The sequence below is a fragment of the Paenibacillus sp. FSL R5-192 genome, from assembly GCF_000517845.1.
In the GTDB taxonomy this organism is placed as follows: domain Bacteria; phylum Bacillota; class Bacilli; order Paenibacillales; family Paenibacillaceae; genus Paenibacillus; species Paenibacillus amylolyticus.
In genome coordinates this window covers 123,747-139,685 of sequence record NZ_ASPR01000013.1, presented here as the reverse complement: position 1 = coordinate 139,685, position 15,939 = coordinate 123,747, and the positions used below count along the sequence as shown (strand labels likewise).

Genomic DNA, 15,939 nt, shown 5'->3' with positions numbered 1-15,939 from the left:
AAATTCCAAAAAAAAAAAAAAAAAAAAAATCCGTGTGGGGGAGGGTCTCCCCAGTTCACTGCATGATCTTTCAAGCCATGCCGCTCCCTTTACGCCGGAAGGTTCTTCACTGTTGTTCCAAGTTCTGCACAGCTTCCTTGGCCTTCATCTATATGACCGAGACTCGGCACCTTCTTTTCCCCCTTGCAGGGCCTTTTTGACGACGCGGCAGGATTCACTTCATGTTACGGCCTGGCTTGTTGCTCGCCCTGTTTCTGACAGGTACTTTTGTCGATGCGCTTTTGCACACAGATTTCGCCATATGCAAGCATCCTAGCTACCAAGGTGGCTTGGCCCCTCCTTGGGTTGGACTTTCACCAACAAGATCATGCGTGCCTCTGGGCACGCGCCATAGCAAAAACCCTGAGTCTAATGGACTCAGGGCAATTGCAAATGAATTTCAATGGTGCGCTGCAAAGGCAGCTTAAGTAAGTACAGAACCTGGACTCTAAGCGGATAAAACATCAGGAACGCTGTGTCCAACGCTGCATTCCTGATCGAAGACCGTAATATGCTGCAGCGAGCAAAACGAATCCGGCAACAGCCATGATCATGGATGTTGTATCCCACTGAACCATAGTTCCAAAAGCAACCTTGGATTGCAATAGAGTACCCGAAGAAGCGGTGTTCATGAGATCAGGTACATAATTCATGGTCATGATCATGCCTTGAACGACATTCCAAGCTACAAAACCGATGATGAATAACAAGGTAACCAAAAAGGATTCCAGCGCTAATCGTTTGTTCATGATTGTCATTTTGCCTCCTCTTCCCACTCAATTAGACAAAACGTGTTGCATCTCCTGTTTCAAACGTTCTTTATTTTCGTCCACATATTGATACAGCAGGTCAAAGCTTTCTTCGTTATCCGATTGCATGCTCAAATTCGCGGCTTCCAGTTCAATCTGCTGTAATACCTCATGAATCTGTTCCCCGTGTGTTTGCAGGCTTGTCGTGATGTCATCTTCGGACAGGCCATTCACATTATCTCGTAATTGCCCGTGCGTTACACCGCTTTCGGACAACATCTGCTCTATCTTCTTCAGGATCACGGCATCTGCATCATTGCCGATCCGCTCCATAGCTGTTATCGTCTCACCGAGATACTGTCCGCTGGAATTCTCAAGGAAACCGGTCATCCCGTTCATGGACAGCTCGGTATCCAGATCAATGATTAGAATGATATCTCGCAATACTTGCGGAAGTTCCGACCCACTCTCTCGAATCGTCGAAAATTCAGCCCGATAAAGGTCCATGGCAACACTCCCCACCACTTCTTCACCTGACATCTCTTCAAGCTGATCAAGTGGTAACAACTCCTGCAATTCTTCTTGTAACTTGTTCATCTTTCTCTGCCTCCTGTATCTCTCTTTCTATATATACGCCGACACGTTATTACATCATATCAGAATACGCTATATAAGTTGAACTTATGGAAGTTTACATGTTCGTGCCGAAGTCATTTTACAGGGAATATCGTCAAGTTAACATGCACTTGACCTCTGGAAAATGTTCCGCTGTTATGATCTTGGCATCACAAGTCTTGGGAGGGGTAATGATGCGCCTGGCCTTGTTCACAGACACCTATCTTCCGGAAACCAATGGTGTTGCTGGCACGCTCCACCGCTTGAGTAACCATCTGAACCGCAGAAGAATTGAACATCTGCTGTTTACTCCGAACTCCGTCATTGAAGGAAGCCATGAGACTCAAGTCCGATCGGTTGCCAACATCCCTTTTTTTCTGTATCCCGAATGCCGCATTGCTCTACCCAACAGAGCAGACACGCACAAGCAGCTACAAACCTTTCAACCCGATCTGCTGCATATCGCCACACCTTTTAATATGGGGTTGCTTGGTCTGAGGTATGCCCTCAAACACCATCTTCCCCATGTTGTCTCCTACCATACCCACTTCGATCGTTATCTCGAATACTACCGGTTGAAAAGTATGATTCCTCTCTACTGGAAGTATATCCAGTGGTTCCACCGTGCCTGTGATGCAACCCTAACTCCATCGCAGGAAACGTTAAACACCCTGCAAACCCAAGGCATTCAGCGTCTGAAACTTTGGTCTCGCGGGATTGATTGCAACCTGTACTCCCCTGATAAACGCAGCTCGGATATCCGTGAACGATACCACATCACCGCTCCCCTTATTCTACTCTACGTTGGACGCATTGCCCCGGAAAAAGATATCGCTACTCTCACGACTACCATGCAGCAGTTGCCCCAGGAAATGCAGTCCCGTGTACACTGGATCATCGTTGGCGACGGCCCATCTCTCCCGAAAATGCGTCTGCAATCCCCACCCAATGTCACCTTTACAGGTTATATGCATGGCGAAGAACTTGCTGTTATGTATGCTTCGGCAGATCTGTTTGTGTTTCCTTCCTCTACGGAGACATTTGGCAATGTGGTACTGGAAGCGATGGCTTCAGGACTCCCTGTGGTGGCGGCCAATGCTGGAGGTGTAAAGGATCTGGTATCCCACCATCGCAATGGTGTGTTATTCGAGCCAGGTCAGGCTGATGCACTGATTCGGGAGATATGTCTCTGGGGAAATCACGTGAACCAATTGAGGATGATGGGACTGGAAGGCAGAAAGCTGGCTGAGCAGCGGTCGTGGGAGCATATTTTTGATACACTGATCGGGGATTATGAGGAAGCGATAGAACATCGGAACAGACAAACGAAAGATCGAATTATTACAGCGTAGTTTTATGAAATCATCTTCTTCCAAAAACCCATAACTACCACCTCTGCCCTATGCAAAATTAAACCGGTTCGCTCGTTCAGGCTGCCATAGTATTTACACTCTGCTACGGTCAGCCTGAAACATGTTTCCAATATGCTTCATAACAAACCCTGCATCTTGGATCGGGTTGAGCTATTTACACGGTATGTAGAAACATAGAAGCCGAAGTTATTGAAATTATTTAGAGTATTTTGAATGATTGTATATATAGAAAAAGACATGACCTCATTGAACTGGATCATGCCTTTTATTGCAAACAATCTATTGGTTGAATTTACTGAACGGGACTTTGATATCTACAAACCCTTTAGCGTAGGGTGCAACCTCATAAGGGTGGAATCGGATGACGATACCTTTGTCATATAAAAAGAATTCAGATGTTTGATCAAGCTGAAAATCATAAATATTTTCTTCAAAAATAGAAACTCCTGCATTATACATGGCTAATAGACTGTTGGAGATTGATTTCTCTACCTTCTCCATCTGAGTATCGTCTTTAACATACTCGCTTAGCTTCAGTTCTTTCCCCGTTCTTATGTCATAGTTATATGATTTTGTTGCATCCATTCCATGTGCTCCGCCAGTGTACACATGATCTTCATATACCACAGATAACTTTTCTTTTGCATTGTATTTTACACTGGCCATGGTGATGTAGAAATATTTTTTGTTTGATTTCTTTTCTTCTTTGTCCAGGCGAGCTGCTTTCACTGCGTGGAGTTTAAATGTCTTGTTCAGTTTATCCGTCACAGATTTATTTCCACCTGTTAGATGTATGTATGGCTGTCCTTTATAATATTGGACCTTCGTTTTCACTGTAATCGTGCTGCCTGCCTCTACATGACTACTCGGAAGAATGATAGCAATCAGTACAGTGATCAACAGGTAATTTATCCATCTCAATTTTTTTCTTTCCATTCTATATTTCAACATTATCGATTAACCCCCTTTGGCTCAAATGATATCGTTTCCTGCATTCTGTTCCATATTACCTGTGGAGTGTTCTTTAGGTCTGTTCCCCTCTGAACGTTTCCAATCCAGATGTCCTCTGCTCCTGGGTGTTGTAAATAGTGCCTAAGCGTTGCTTTGATCAGAATAGACGAATGTAAGTCCAACACCTCATCCAGTGGTATCCAGAATAACTCGCCTTCATCCGAGGGCACAAAATGTCGATGCGTGGTCTCTCCGAAATATACAAACTGCTGCCAAATCTCACCACCGTTAACTTCCAACAGAATATATCGAAGCCGAAAGTGTTCGACATCCTCTTGCTTGAACCCGGTCTCTTCTTCAATCTCCCGATAGCTGGCGCTCATGGGTACGTTCAGTTCCCCTTGTTCCAGATGTCCGCCAATGCCACCCCAGAATTCAAACTCAAACAATCTGCTACCCGCCTTCTTCATCATCAGCATCTCTGAGCCATTGCTCAAAAACGCTGTAGCCATCTGTCTAATCTCCATATGTTCCTCGCTTTCCAAACTTTGTTTATAGTAATCTTTATCTATATAAACTTAACTAAAGAATATTTACACTAGCCACTCCGATGACAGAACAACCTTCCGATCGCTGTTATCCCCAGATTTTTTGATTCCTTTCCTAAAGGGTAAATCCGGGGATAAAGGCGACCGCTCCGCTTCTTCAGGTTATTTCTGTCCTCTACGTTTTGTGTAAATGTTATATTCAATTTATATAACCGTCTTCTAAAGCAATTTCTTCAGCTCACTTAGATGCTCAATCGTATGTAAAGGACTAGTCGTAATCCTGTCCTGCCACGGCTGGTTGACCTTCATCCAGATGGTGCTCATGCCTACGCTTGCCGCTCCCTCAATATCGTTCACCGGATGATCGCCAATGTAGATGCATTGCTCTGGGCTTAGACCGAAATGATCGAGCGCAAGCTGAAATATGCGTGGATCGGGCTTTTTGACTCCCGCCTCTTCTGAAACAATAATATGGTCGTAATCATCCCGGATACCGAGTTGATCGATCTTCCCATACTGAATATCGGTCTGCCCATTGGTAATTAACCCGGTTTGGTATTTCCCCCGAAGATGCTGAACGACTTCTCGCGCCTGTTCCATCAGAACTGAACTTCGCACATACTCTCTGCCATAGAACTCCATCAGTTCTGCATGTGGCGGATGCTCTGCCCAGGGCAGTTCATGCAACAACTCGTTGAACAGAAAGGGTTTGTCCTTATAACCATCCTGGTCGAGTTCAATAATTCGTTTGCTTATATCTTCGGTTGACTCAAGGTGACCAAAATAGGTTTTAATCAAACTCTGCGTGAAGCCGTCAAAGGTCATCGTTCTGTTCAGAATTGTATTGTCCAAATCAAAAATAACCGCTTTAATATGATCCATCACTCTTCTCCCCCAATTCCAATACATGAGTTATCTTCTCCATACTCGTCACTTCTCTAAATCCCAAGTTGTGATAAAAAGATCCAGCAACCGGTTGATCTGTGTACAGAACCAGTCGAGCGTAATGTTTTTCCGCTTTATGAATAATCGCATCCATCAGCCTGCGCCCAACCCCATGTCTTCGAAATTCTCTCATCACATAAAGCCTGCGAATTCTTCCGGTATCAGTCACTTCAGAATAAGGATCTCTGTTCAGACCGCAGATCCCAACCACCTTATCGTGCACTCTGCATTCAAAAAGCGCTTCATCTTCTTGCTCGAATGTATTGATTCCTGTCTCATATTCATGGATTAATCGCTCGATATGTCTAAACCCCTCACTGGAGCTTTCGACCAGCATCGCCACTAAATCGTCATGATTCCATACCGATATCTCCTGTATCTGCATGGTGTAACCGCCTCCATCATTTTAAATCAATGGTACACATGCAAACCCAACCATACATTGAACGATGGCCAGGTTTATCTTGTACAGCTCATTCTCATTTTTTCTTTTTGTGATAGTGATAACCCGTGCACAGACCCTTTTGTTTGGATTTGGCTGAACAGTTATGTCCACCGTTCTTATCCAGTCTGCCTGGATGAGCATAAGCGGAAGAGGATACACCAACAAGTACGACAAGAGACAGGATTACGATAACAACCTTTTTCATAAGTCACCCTTCGATCAACACCCTATGCTTTAGGGCTTAATACGTGCTATATCATTCTACATGAAAATCCACAATTTGGATATCCTTCATCTTTTTAGCCGATCCATTCTCATAAAACCTTAAATTGCTTCAATGCATGGAAGACCCCATCTTCACTTGCCCGCAGGGTGACATAATCAGCGCTTTGTTTAATCCGTTCTCCGCCATTTCCCATCGCAATTCCGATTCCCGCATACACTAGCAGATCCACGTCATTCTCCCCATCGCCAAAGGCCATTGTTTCCTCTCTGGATATCTTCAGGTAGTCGAGAACTTTCTCTGCGGCTATAGATTTGCTGACTTCGCTCGCTTCCAGCACATTCACTACATACGGATGGAATCTCACGAATCGTAAGGAAGGAAATCTGGACTGGAATTTCTCCGTCTCCGCTTCATCCGCATATAAGCAAATGCAATATACGTCCTGTTCCAACGTGCTGATTTTCTGTGGGGAATCCATAAGTCCAAGCGTATCTCTTAAAGCGTCAGTAACACGACCATCTGTTGTACACAACCCGTTCGTCTCAAATGACTCTGTAAAATATGAAATACTGTGCCCATGCAACTCGGCAAACTCACTAAATGCTCTAACCATCTGTGCTGAAAGTACAGACTTATGTATCACTTCATCACCTGCTTTGATCAATGCCCCATTAGCCGAAATGATTGTATCGATTCCGAGATTTCTGAATTCTTCGCATAAATTATAGGGCCTGCCTGTGACGAGTACGACTTGAACGCCTTTACGAATCAATTCCCGGATCGACTCAGCAGTACGCGGTGATAAACTCCGATCTATTTCGCTCAGCAATGTACCGTCCACATCAAAGAACACAGCTTTAATCAAAATGTACTTCCTCCTCTGTCTTCAATTAAAAAGAGCAAGCACAGAATAACCTTGTTTGGTCTTCCTGCACTTGCTCTTGTGATTAACGGGTCTGAACATCTTGGGTACGTCCCATGTACCATGATTGAAATGATTTCGCCGTATCCAGGGAAATGTCATGTGCCCGATGATGCAGTACTGGTTTGGCGCGGTTTACCGTATGAATGGAAGCCACACCGAACCAACGCTGTAACACATTACGGGTGATCTGCACTTCGATGACTTTCTCACGTTTGGAGATGAAGAGGGTTGACGTGAGCGCACCGGTTCGAAGTTGAATGAAATTCTGATGCAGAATGTATCGGGTATGGAAAAAGTCCATCACTCTGCATGTTGCAATCCACACGAGCAGAATCGCGGAAATCATCCACCAGGCATGTTTCTGCCCAAACACCAATGGTTTGAAATACCACAATAAACCCGTAATTATGATCCACCCCCAGCTTGGTTTGAGCAGGCGCAGCCATAGTGATATTCGTGGAAGTTTTTCCATCTCCTGCGTAACCCGATAGGATGGCAGGATCTCCTCAATCAGGGTATAGGCTTGCTTCACAGGCAAGAAAGGATAGAGCGAGTTCACCTCCTGCTCGGATTCCCCCAGACTACCTGCAGTGGTCAGTTCTACTTCCGCTAATCCAAGCAGCCTTTTCATCGGTGACTGTGTAATTTTCACGGCCTGGACTCGCTCTTTCAAGATTGAAAATGACGTTTGCTCCATCATGCCCTTCGAGATATAGATCCGTTTGGCATCCGAGGTGATCTGGAAATTTCCATATTTTACGAAGGTTCTGACTATGCCCAGAGCAATAGATATGATCAATAAAACTAAAATCATCAAACCGGCAATCCACCAGGAATCAAGCCAGGTTAATAACAAACTTTCCGTTACTTCTTCATCAGGGAAGAAGTCCTTCACCCAGGAATAGAGCGTAGCCAGAACCGGAATCAGTACGAGAAAACTAAGCGAGGTAAAGGATGCTTTGAATATGTCCTTGCGGGTGGAATGATAATGAACAACCCGTTCCTGTTTTTCTTTTGCAGGTAGAGACATGACTTCATCAGTTATAAAAGGTTTGGATTGCGCCTCTCTCTCTTCCATAATCTGAACTGCATCCAACGTATCATGTTCCTCTGTTGCTCCTGCTGTTTCTGCTTCTTCAGCCATATGACCTGCTACAATTTTCTCCAGCTGTTCCGCTTCGGAAAGTGAAACAACGTGTAGCTGAAAGGTAGCATCTTCTCCCTTAATTCCGGTCTCGAATCGAATCGACGTCACCCTGAACAAACGATGAAACAGCGTTGTATGACGATTCACATTCTGGACCTTCGTATAAGGTATCGTTCTTCGGGTACGATTAAACACACCACTGTAGATATGAAAGGCTGTATCGTCTGCTGCATAACGCGAGGTGAACCACTTCAGGATCATGGACAGGATGCTAATGGAGACACCTACATAAAAAGCGATTCTTCCATAGAATATCCATTGGGACTCCGAGCCCTGACGGAAAACAAACAAAAAAAGGACGATAGCGAACCAATTCTTTACCCGTTTCCACAAGCTCCACAGCATGGTTAATGGATGATGTCGCTTCATATCGATCATTCATCCACCTCATTAATCCGCGCATAGGACGCAATCTGATGACGGAGTGCAAGCGCGACTTCCTCTGGCAATGCCGGGATTTCATGCGATGAACCCATCGTGCCAACCGATACGGAATAGAGTCCATATTTTCGCATTAAAGGTCCCTGATTTGTTGTAACCGATTGCACTTTCGCCATGGGGATGATCTGATGTACCTTGGTTAGCGCCCCACGCTTCAGTTGCAGGAACTCCTCATTCACATCATAGAACCAATGCTTGTATAACCATGAAGGCTGGATGAAAATATCCCACACCGCATAAAGCACTGATATGGCCGTAACGCCCCACAAAACCCAACCAATCCACGTCTTCCATCCATAGATGGAGTCGAGTATTAACAGTACGGCAAGGATCAGGAAACCTATTACATTCCATATGATGGCGCTAATTCTCCACAGGTTTACTGCATTAGGAGATAACCGTTGCTCGGGTGTATTCCACTGGATTGACATATGTTCACTCCTTTTTTCCTCGGGTACATAAAAACACACATGATACAATGTACGAACAATCGTCCACGATCGATGCAAAAAGATAAAGAGATGACCCCTATACAATACAGGTCGTCATCTCTTTTGTTCATTTCATTTTACTTTAGTGCATGTTCAAAAAGACTGGTTTTCAGTACCGAGAAGATGGGATGAAGCTAGAAATGGAGTAGCGGAGCGTAGGGAAAACTACGTGAGCAACGGACATTTCGGCTGAATTCCATATTCGATGCTGATGATGCCACTAGGCATCCTTCGTAATCAAAAGCGGGCTTTTTGAACAACCTCTATAAAATCCTGTACTTCACACAGCCATACCATATGATCTGTTCCTTCGCCCCAATAGTTGTTCGCCACCACATAGGGTTCACCGAATTTGCGTTGCCACTTCTTCTGTGCGATCTGGTAACCGCTATCCAGACAAAATTGCTGAATTCCCAGCCGTTGCAGTTCAGTAACCAGTGCAAAAATGAGCGCCGAACCAACCCCCTGTCCTTGAACCTCGGGCACCACATACAGGCTACCCAGTTCTCCGATACCGTTCAGCCGGCCCTCTGTACATTCTCGAATCTCCTTACCACACGGTCCATACGAGATTGTGCCTACAATAACATCTCCCATTTTGGCGACGAGGAAAAACACACTTGCTTTGATGCTGTCCTTTGCTTGCAATGCCTTGTGAATCATCGCTTTTTTCTGTGTTATTTCATCCTGAATATCATCCAGAAGCGAGCCTATTCCCTCCTGATCAAATGCTGCGGGAATGGTTGTCTCGAACACCTGATACACTCCATCTGCATCCGATTGTTTCAAAGGTTCAATGGTGATTTTGTCATCCACAGGTTCTTCTCCGTTCCATATACCTTCTTAATCTATACGTCGCTGAATCAGTCTTCTTAGTTGATTCGCATCCTCAAGAGGAATGCTATATCCAGTATGCGTGTCTTCCTCGTTTACTAACAAGCCTTGCATCTTGGGATCCATTCCTAGTGAAAAATCATACCTTGTTATGGAGCTGTCCGCATTTGTTATGCTCATCTTGTACTGCGTACCATAATCAATAATACCTGGCATACGCTCTGCCTTATGTATGGCCTCCATCATGATTCGAATCTCGTCAGATCGATCAAACACAACATCTTGGCATGGTTCCAAGGCAAGGTTGGGATTACACGTTAAAGTGATCAGTACAGGAAGCCCTTCTTCCGCGTTCGATTCATTCGGTTTGCTACACCCTGCAATGAACGTGGCAATGACGACTATGAGCAACACGCCTACATATCTCACCATACTGTGTTCCTCCCGACTTCGTGTTAATTAGACAAGTAATGAACAGAGAAGTAATAGATACAGTATCTAATAACTCAATTGCACTAAACTTTCTGTAGTCATATTCAGTTACGTAACTCCGGGTCCCATGAAAACAACAAAGCGATCAGTCGCTCTACGGTCTCTTCCACAAATACCTGAACTCTCTCACCCGTGATGAACTCAGGAGTAATTCCTGGTTCTTCCCCATTAAGAAAAGAAAACGTGTGGTCCCGCCAGCGTACAATCTCATCGGCAGTTAACCGATCCGTCATGTCATAACCCGGTGAACTGTTGAGCACCTGCCATACCTCTTCGCTCCAACTTGAACCTTGATAGAGATTAAAATCGATCTGGTCCGTCTCCTGGTAATATAAACGCGCCAGTTCATCCTTCGATCTGCTACTGTCTGTATGTTGATCTACCTTGTTGACCCGTTCGACGAATTCGGGATGCACACTACGGAACCAGTAATAATCTGTTAGCACATGCATAAAGTATCCTCGCACAAACCACTTCCATCCTTCATCGGTAAGTTGTTGCATATAGAATGAGTAAAGATCCTTCAATTCACCAACGTAATCTCCATCATCTTTTGGGTTGAAATGGGTGTATTCCTTATCATCTCTGGTTGTACCTTCGCGCATATGTATGGAATCTGGGGCGATATTCCCCAGATAGAATGAACCTCGATCAGCCTGAATTTGCAGCGAGTCTGCAATCAGATTAGCAATATTGAGATGAACCATAGGTAACGGCATAGAGTTAATCTCCTTTTATCGGGAAGTATTCTACTATACTTAGTAAAAAGAAACGATATAACCTACTGGTGCAACGCAGATCACTAGAATAGTGAGACTTCGCTAGGTTCCACCTTTTTTTCACCGTAGATGCGTGATTATCCCTGAATTCTCTCAACTTGCATGCGGTCAAACAGCTGCTCCAGATCCGTATGGTACTCCGGATGCTCCTTCACAAGCAGACTAATATATTCCGACCCACACTCATAGAACATCAAGCGGTTAAACGGAGCTGTGTCTCCCATATGATTGCTTTCCTGCCCGAATTTTGCCCGAATCAGATTCTCAATATAACGCGCGTAACCCTCGTTCCACTCCAACCAGCTCCAATACTCGGCTTGTTCTTCATTTAATGAACGGAACAGCGCCTTTCTAGCTGTCTGTACTTGTGTCAGGTCTTTACTCTTCAAAGCAGACAACAATGAGTTAATCCGTTCCACAACGACTTCATCTTCATACGGAAACTCATAATCCAGTTCCCATGTTACGCGCTTCAGCTGGTCCATTTTATGCTTAATCTGAAGACGGTTGACGATCCGCTCATCATATTTCTCATATACATAACAATGAACATATTCGTGGAATAGATAGACTTTCTGCTCCAGATCTTTGAACGCTGCATCCGTTACAATCGCACACATTCGTCCGTTCATATGATGCACCGGCATTGCGGCAAGGCATTCATCAGGAATATATAAATCGTCCGGTACCGTCTTCACCCACTCATATTGCTGCGTTTTGGACGAATAATCATAGATATATAATAAAGCTTCATAGGCTACAACCACTGGATAATGTTCTGCAAACAAAGGATGTAGGCTAACCAAGTCTTTCTGAAGCTTGTTTAACTCGTTAATTTGCTCTAAAAAAGCATCCATGTCATTAACCCTCTCTTTACTGGATTGATGCGTTAATCATACTAGAATAGGAAAGATAAAACACTGAGAGAAAAATGATAATTCTGTTCGAGTATGAGATGGTGAACGTTAGAAACGCTCTCCGCGTTTCTCATACAGGTAGATATCCAATGCCTGAATCCCACGTTGGGCAAGCTTAATAAACAGGATCAGTGCATACACACCCAGTCCGTATAACAGCACATTAATCAACATTAGAAATATCGTAATCATAATTGTTATTCCTCCTATGAACCTATTAAACTACCACTCCCTATTCTAGCATATTTTTCCTCATTTAACTTTTATGGTGGATGTAAAAGTCATTCGGTGTACTTATTGATTCAAAACGAAAAAAACTTCCACATCCGTAAGTGAACGGTGGAAGTTTGTTAATCCGGTATACAGTTTTCTAAGTTCGTTCACCACTGACTATATGCCAATGCTGATGCTTCGAGTCTTGATAACTGCCCAAGTTAGTTACAATCTTCGATGAGCCTGTCTGAGCTAACAAGTCAGCAGCTACTTTTTTAATGACCTGCATCATTTCTATGAGTAGCTCATCATTATTCTCTTCCTCTTCTGAAATGAAGGACTGAATATGAATCTTGGGAATTACAACAATGTGATGCTTGTAGTATGGCCGAGTGTGATGATAAGCCATAACGTTATTTGTTTCCATGACAACTTTGACTTGCGTTTTACCACTCAGCACTTCATCACAATAGAAGTCCTGTGTCATAATATCCCCCCTCTTACTAGTGAGTTCTGATATATCCTGCCTTCTTCAACACATATTCCGTAAACGGATTGATCTCAGGGATCGGCTGATTCAGATCAAAATATCGGAGTTCCAGACCTTCATCATCCATAATGGTTGGGCTGCCCTTGATACCTGCAGCTTCATAAACAGCCATGACGTTGTAAACTTCATCACCATGTGGATACTGATAGTACATGTCCTCACCTGAAAAAATGCTAATGAGTTTGAACGATTCCGCTCTCAGTCCGGCCTCTTCATACAATTCCCGCGCAGCTGTTTCCTCCAAAGACTCCCCGGGTTCCATGGATCCCCCAAGTGTCCCCCAATCCAAGCTATCTGTACGTTTTTGTAGCAACAGGTGACCTTCCTCGTTGAAAACGAGTACACATGAGCCCGCCATAATTAGAGGACGCGGTCCCACCAGTTTTCTTAGCTCCATGATATATCCCATCCATGCTCCTCCTTCTTCAAAGTGCATACGTGAAACGTATCCTTATGATTTGGTCAAGATTCCCTGATCCACGGATTTCTGAATAAGCTGCTGCGCATACTCCCACAATGTTTCGGAACCGTTCGCAATTTCACGGTTTCTGTTTAACACCTGTTCACTTGTAATGTTATATTTCTGCCACGTATCTCCCTCATTCTGATGATTGTGGATAAGAGGCTGCAACCGATCAAGAGATGAGGCAAATTGTGCTTCAGGCGTCTGCTTTGCTTCAAACTCTAACCATAACTGGAGTAGTTCTTCAGCCTGTTCCTTAGGCAACATACCAAACAGCCGATGAGCCGCTTTGAGTTCACGATCATATTTATCCGTGTTCCCCACCGTATCGTAGGCAAAAGTATCTCCGGCATCGATCTCAACCAGATCATGAACGAGAAGCATCTTAATGACTTTGAGCATATCCACATCCTTGTTGGCGTGACTCTGTAGAACCAAGGCCATCATCGCCAGATGCCAGGAATGCTCTGCATCATTTTCAAGTCTCTCACCATGCATAATTCTCGTCTTTCGTTCAATCGTTTTGAGTTTATCAATCTCAATGAGAAATTGAATCTGATCCTGTAATGATTCGCTCACAGCACACCCTCCTTCATGTCTCATACCTATCTACGTGGATAGATCATACCAGTAAACTCTATAGTTAAAATCCAGTGACATCCCAACACCCTGTGCCAGACGAATTGAGCCCGCATTGTCCGGTGAACAATCCCAATACGGATGTATACCTACACGACCGCATTCTTCTACAAAAGCTTTGGCCACCATCGCACCATAATTTCTTCTTCTGTATACTTCAACCGTTTCAATATCAACCGCATGTGTCTGATCTGCGATAAATGCAGAAAGGCAAACACTCGCGATATCATCATTATGCACTGCAATATAGCCAAAGCCATGTTGTAAAAAATCATCTATTGTCGTCCAAAAGTGAGAGATTTTATCTTTCAGGAATGGAGAATTGTTATATCTTTTCTCTCCTAATAGTACTTCATCTATCCTGAGAATTCTGACTTCCTCGTCCTGTGAAGCACATATGTCGAGAGGTACTTGCTGACTTATCGAATTTGGATTCAACTTGAATACATGCTGAATATCACTGGAGATATCTCTTTTCCCAGAGATGTGCTGAAGAACATCTTCCCAGGCTTCGTCCACCACACCAATTTCAACAGCATGCATATGTAAGTCCAATAACTCAGGTTCTATACGTTCCCGCATGTACTCTTTCAATTCATTCAGAAAGGGCTCACTTCGAGAGTCGCCGATCAACTGAAAACCAGATTGTCCATGTACCCAAATTAGAGCTGCTGTGATATTTTCTGCATCATCTACATAGATACGTCCCGGGTTCAAGCCATACGCCACCGCTTTGACTTCAATATTCTTACACGAGTCCGTGAGATGTTTTACTTTGTGGAAATCATGTTTATTAATCTCGGTAATCATAGGTTCATTCCTCCCGAATTCAAGACAAAGCCATAAAGCGTGTGTAACCTCTATTAAATCTTATATTCATAGATTCTTGTCTCTTCATCATCAAGCAAATATCCTTTACTGATATAGGCCCAGTTATTTTTTTCATAATAATCAGTCAGATCAGTACACAAATACAGCTTGTCATACCCTTTTGCTTTCACCTCATTCATCGCATGGGTCTGAAGTTGTCCACCCAGATTCTGGCCCCGATATTCTGGATCAACATGAAGACACGCAAACCAGGGAAAAAGATCCTGCCTGCTATTCAGATCACTTCGCAACAAAGCGCACCCACCGATAATTCGGTCTCCGTCCAACATCACATAAAATCTTGGTACATCACTCTCTGTATCCACAGAACGCTCTATACAATCCCGATAGAAATGGAAGCTTGATTCCGAGCCCCATTGTTTCCAGAAATACTGTACTGCTTCTTGCAGCACGTCCGGCTTCTGCCGAATATCAAAAATTTGCAAAATGTTAATCTCCCTTCAATTGGATCTGATTCAACATATATTCCGCATACTCCCGAAGTAAGGCTTCACTCAAATTCACATTCTCCAAATCACCATTGTACTTTGCAAGACATTGTGAGATGACGTCCGTGTATTTAGCGGGAAGCTCTGTGAGAGCCCATTCTCCTGCTTCTCGCTTAGAGTGAATGACTGAATCTTCCACATACAAGAGAACCCGGGACAGATTCAATACATAGTAGACTGGGTTGTCCACAATTTCTTCCATAGCTGAACTCGCGTCCGATGTGATTGAGGCAATCATATGTTCACGATTTTCCGGTTGGAACAGATCCTTAATGGGTTTACCATCCAGCACAATACCTCGATCATAGATGACCGCCATATGTGCTACCAGATCCGGATCTTCATATCCGCCACAGAGATATTGCTCATCCGTTCGATATTTCTCCCGGTGATAGGCAGAATAATGAAATTCGAAAGGAGTAGGGTATGCCATACTTACAATCGTAGATTCCAGTACAATACTGAGTTCAAAACCTTTCGTAATGTGCATCTCATCTTCAATATGCATTAGCTTTTTTGCTATCCTTCGATAGGTGTCAGCAGATCGCTTTTCCCGGCTAACGACCAATATATCGATATCACTCTGATTTGGATGAAAGCATCCCATGGCCATAGAACCGTGTAGATAGATCCCCACCGAGGCGTCCGTTAATTCTTCTTTCAAGACACAAGTAACGCTATCTAAAACAGTCTTTTCATTCAACAAGACTCTCTCCTT

At 43.9% G+C, this 15,939-nt stretch carries 22 protein-coding genes; 1 reads left to right on the top strand and 21 read right to left on the bottom strand.

Annotated features, from left to right (window positions below; translation table 11 throughout):
• Positions 1-503: 503 nt before the first annotated feature.
• Complete coding sequence (locus C161_RS31455) at positions 504-788, bottom strand: hypothetical protein (RefSeq protein ID WP_156946094.1); 285 nt, start codon at positions 786-788, stop codon at positions 504-506.
• A 27-nt stretch (positions 789-815) separates the two neighbouring features.
• Positions 816-1,385: a DMP19 family protein gene (locus C161_RS08405; RefSeq protein ID WP_036669526.1), complete on the bottom strand. Its 570-nt coding sequence runs from the start codon at positions 1,383-1,385 to the stop codon at positions 816-818.
• Positions 1,386-1,594: 209 nt separating this feature from the next.
• On the opposite strand from C161_RS08405, the gene C161_RS08400 reads away from it, so the two are divergent.
• Positions 1,595-2,755: a glycosyltransferase family 4 protein gene (locus tag C161_RS08400; RefSeq protein WP_235193766.1), complete on the top strand. Its 1,161-nt coding sequence runs from the start codon at positions 1,595-1,597 to the stop codon at positions 2,753-2,755.
• A 300-nt stretch (positions 2,756-3,055) separates the two neighbouring features.
• On the opposite strand, the gene C161_RS31450 is transcribed toward C161_RS08400, so the two are convergent.
• From C161_RS31450 to C161_RS08315, 19 genes are all read right to left on the bottom strand, one after another.
• On the bottom strand, positions 3,056-3,727 hold the full coding sequence (locus tag C161_RS31450; RefSeq protein ID WP_051449654.1) for a DUF3298 and DUF4163 domain-containing protein: 672 nt from the start codon (positions 3,725-3,727) through the stop codon (positions 3,056-3,058).
• Positions 3,727-4,239: an NUDIX domain-containing protein gene (locus C161_RS08390; RefSeq protein WP_051449653.1), complete on the bottom strand. Its 513-nt coding sequence runs from the start codon at positions 4,237-4,239 to the stop codon at positions 3,727-3,729. Before C161_RS08390 ends, C161_RS31450 begins: the two co-directional genes overlap by 1 nt.
• A 255-nt stretch (positions 4,240-4,494) precedes the next feature.
• Positions 4,495-5,157 carry an HAD family hydrolase gene (locus C161_RS08385; RefSeq protein ID WP_036669520.1) on the bottom strand — a complete coding sequence of 221 codons (663 nt, stop codon included), beginning with the start codon at positions 5,155-5,157 and terminating at the stop codon, positions 4,495-4,497.
• Positions 5,144-5,605 (bottom strand): GNAT family N-acetyltransferase, encoded by a 462-nt coding sequence (locus tag C161_RS08380; RefSeq protein ID WP_036669518.1) that lies wholly within the window; start codon positions 5,603-5,605, stop codon positions 5,144-5,146. Before C161_RS08380 ends, C161_RS08385 begins: the two co-directional genes overlap by 14 nt.
• 94 nt (positions 5,606-5,699) lie before the next feature.
• Positions 5,700-5,870 (bottom strand): YHYH domain-containing protein, encoded by a 171-nt coding sequence (locus C161_RS32300; protein WP_094030640.1) that lies wholly within the window; start codon positions 5,868-5,870, stop codon positions 5,700-5,702.
• 109 nt (positions 5,871-5,979) lie between these two features.
• Positions 5,980-6,756: a Cof-type HAD-IIB family hydrolase gene (locus C161_RS08375; RefSeq protein WP_036669516.1), complete on the bottom strand. Its 777-nt coding sequence runs from the start codon at positions 6,754-6,756 to the stop codon at positions 5,980-5,982.
• Between the two features lie 82 nt (positions 6,757-6,838).
• Positions 6,839-8,401: a PH domain-containing protein gene (locus C161_RS08370; protein WP_036669514.1), complete on the bottom strand. Its 1,563-nt coding sequence runs from the start codon at positions 8,399-8,401 to the stop codon at positions 6,839-6,841.
• Entirely contained in the window at positions 8,398-8,895 is a 498-nt protein-coding gene (locus tag C161_RS08365; RefSeq protein WP_036669512.1) for a PH domain-containing protein, read from the bottom strand. The genes C161_RS08370 and C161_RS08365 overlap by 4 nt, the downstream gene beginning before the upstream one ends.
• 297 nt (positions 8,896-9,192) lie before the next feature.
• Entirely contained in the window at positions 9,193-9,771 is a 579-nt protein-coding gene (locus C161_RS08360) for a GNAT family N-acetyltransferase (RefSeq protein ID WP_051449652.1), read from the bottom strand.
• Between the two features lie 27 nt (positions 9,772-9,798).
• Positions 9,799-10,221, bottom strand: a complete 423-nt coding sequence (locus tag C161_RS08355) for a hypothetical protein (RefSeq protein WP_036669510.1) — start codon at positions 10,219-10,221, stop codon at positions 9,799-9,801.
• 104 nt (positions 10,222-10,325) lie between these two features.
• On the bottom strand, positions 10,326-11,000 hold the full coding sequence (locus tag C161_RS08350; RefSeq protein ID WP_036669509.1) for a zinc dependent phospholipase C family protein: 675 nt from the start codon (positions 10,998-11,000) through the stop codon (positions 10,326-10,328).
• 137 nt (positions 11,001-11,137) lie between these two features.
• Positions 11,138-11,917 carry a hypothetical protein gene (locus C161_RS08345; RefSeq protein WP_036669507.1) on the bottom strand — a complete coding sequence of 260 codons (780 nt, stop codon included), beginning with the start codon at positions 11,915-11,917 and terminating at the stop codon, positions 11,138-11,140.
• Between the two features lie 108 nt (positions 11,918-12,025).
• Complete coding sequence (locus tag C161_RS32745; protein WP_200869410.1) at positions 12,026-12,169, bottom strand: hypothetical protein; 144 nt, start codon at positions 12,167-12,169, stop codon at positions 12,026-12,028.
• 178 nt (positions 12,170-12,347) lie between these two features.
• On the bottom strand, positions 12,348-12,677 hold the full coding sequence (locus C161_RS08340; protein ID WP_051449651.1) for an HIT family protein: 330 nt from the start codon (positions 12,675-12,677) through the stop codon (positions 12,348-12,350).
• A 16-nt stretch (positions 12,678-12,693) separates the two neighbouring features.
• The gene (locus C161_RS08335) at positions 12,694-13,149 is read right to left on the bottom strand and encodes an NUDIX hydrolase (RefSeq protein ID WP_036669503.1); all 456 of its coding nucleotides are present in this window, start codon (positions 13,147-13,149) and stop codon (positions 12,694-12,696) included.
• A gap of 42 nt (positions 13,150-13,191) precedes the next feature.
• On the bottom strand, positions 13,192-13,782 hold the full coding sequence (locus tag C161_RS08330) for an HD domain-containing protein (RefSeq protein WP_084650103.1): 591 nt from the start codon (positions 13,780-13,782) through the stop codon (positions 13,192-13,194).
• Positions 13,783-13,812: 30 nt separating this feature from the next.
• Positions 13,813-14,652, bottom strand: a complete 840-nt coding sequence (locus tag C161_RS08325) for a GNAT family N-acetyltransferase (protein ID WP_036669499.1) — start codon at positions 14,650-14,652, stop codon at positions 13,813-13,815.
• Between the two features lie 53 nt (positions 14,653-14,705).
• Positions 14,706-15,158: a GNAT family N-acetyltransferase gene (locus C161_RS08320; RefSeq protein WP_036669498.1), complete on the bottom strand. Its 453-nt coding sequence runs from the start codon at positions 15,156-15,158 to the stop codon at positions 14,706-14,708.
• Positions 15,159-15,162: 4 nt separating this feature from the next.
• Positions 15,163-15,924 carry an aminoglycoside adenylyltransferase domain-containing protein gene (locus C161_RS08315; RefSeq protein ID WP_036669495.1) on the bottom strand — a complete coding sequence of 254 codons (762 nt, stop codon included), beginning with the start codon at positions 15,922-15,924 and terminating at the stop codon, positions 15,163-15,165.
• Positions 15,925-15,939 lie beyond the last annotated feature (15 nt).

What these genes read in the sequence shown, in the direction of transcription:
- C161_RS08400 (WP_235193766.1), top strand. Translation starts at nt 1,595, where the DNA reads ATGATGCGCCTGGCCTTGTTCACAGACACCTATCTTCCGGAAACCAAT.
- C161_RS08335 (WP_036669503.1), bottom strand. Translation starts at nt 13,149, where the DNA reads ATGGGATATATCATGGAGCTAAGAAAACTGGTGGGACCGCGTCCTCTA.
- C161_RS08365 (WP_036669512.1), bottom strand. Translation starts at nt 8,895, where the DNA reads ATGTCAATCCAGTGGAATACACCCGAGCAACGGTTATCTCCTAATGCA.
- C161_RS08325 (WP_036669499.1), bottom strand. Translation starts at nt 14,652, where the DNA reads ATGATTACCGAGATTAATAAACATGATTTCCACAAAGTAAAACATCTC.
- C161_RS08405 (WP_036669526.1), bottom strand. Translation starts at nt 1,385, where the DNA reads ATGAACAAGTTACAAGAAGAATTGCAGGAGTTGTTACCACTTGATCAG.
- C161_RS08355 (WP_036669510.1), bottom strand. Translation starts at nt 10,221, where the DNA reads ATGGTGAGATATGTAGGCGTGTTGCTCATAGTCGTCATTGCCACGTTC.
- C161_RS08340 (WP_051449651.1), bottom strand. Translation starts at nt 12,677, where the DNA reads ATGACACAGGACTTCTATTGTGATGAAGTGCTGAGTGGTAAAACGCAA.
- C161_RS31455 (WP_156946094.1), bottom strand. Translation starts at nt 788, where the DNA reads ATGAACAAACGATTAGCGCTGGAATCCTTTTTGGTTACCTTGTTATTC.
- C161_RS08385 (WP_036669520.1), bottom strand. Translation starts at nt 5,157, where the DNA reads ATGGATCATATTAAAGCGGTTATTTTTGATTTGGACAATACAATTCTG.
- C161_RS32745 (WP_200869410.1), bottom strand. Translation starts at nt 12,169, where the DNA reads ATGATTACGATATTTCTAATGTTGATTAATGTGCTGTTATACGGACTG.
- C161_RS08350 (WP_036669509.1), bottom strand. Translation starts at nt 11,000, where the DNA reads ATGCCGTTACCTATGGTTCATCTCAATATTGCTAATCTGATTGCAGAC.
- C161_RS08370 (WP_036669514.1), bottom strand. Translation starts at nt 8,401, where the DNA reads ATGATCGATATGAAGCGACATCATCCATTAACCATGCTGTGGAGCTTG.
- C161_RS32300 (WP_094030640.1), bottom strand. Translation starts at nt 5,870, where the DNA reads ATGAAAAAGGTTGTTATCGTAATCCTGTCTCTTGTCGTACTTGTTGGT.
- C161_RS08390 (WP_051449653.1), bottom strand. Translation starts at nt 4,239, where the DNA reads ATGGCTACAGCGTTTTTGAGCAATGGCTCAGAGATGCTGATGATGAAG.
- C161_RS08380 (WP_036669518.1), bottom strand. Translation starts at nt 5,605, where the DNA reads ATGCAGATACAGGAGATATCGGTATGGAATCATGACGATTTAGTGGCG.
- C161_RS31450 (WP_051449654.1), bottom strand. Translation starts at nt 3,727, where the DNA reads ATGTTGAAATATAGAATGGAAAGAAAAAAATTGAGATGGATAAATTAC.
- C161_RS08345 (WP_036669507.1), bottom strand. Translation starts at nt 11,917, where the DNA reads ATGGATGCTTTTTTAGAGCAAATTAACGAGTTAAACAAGCTTCAGAAA.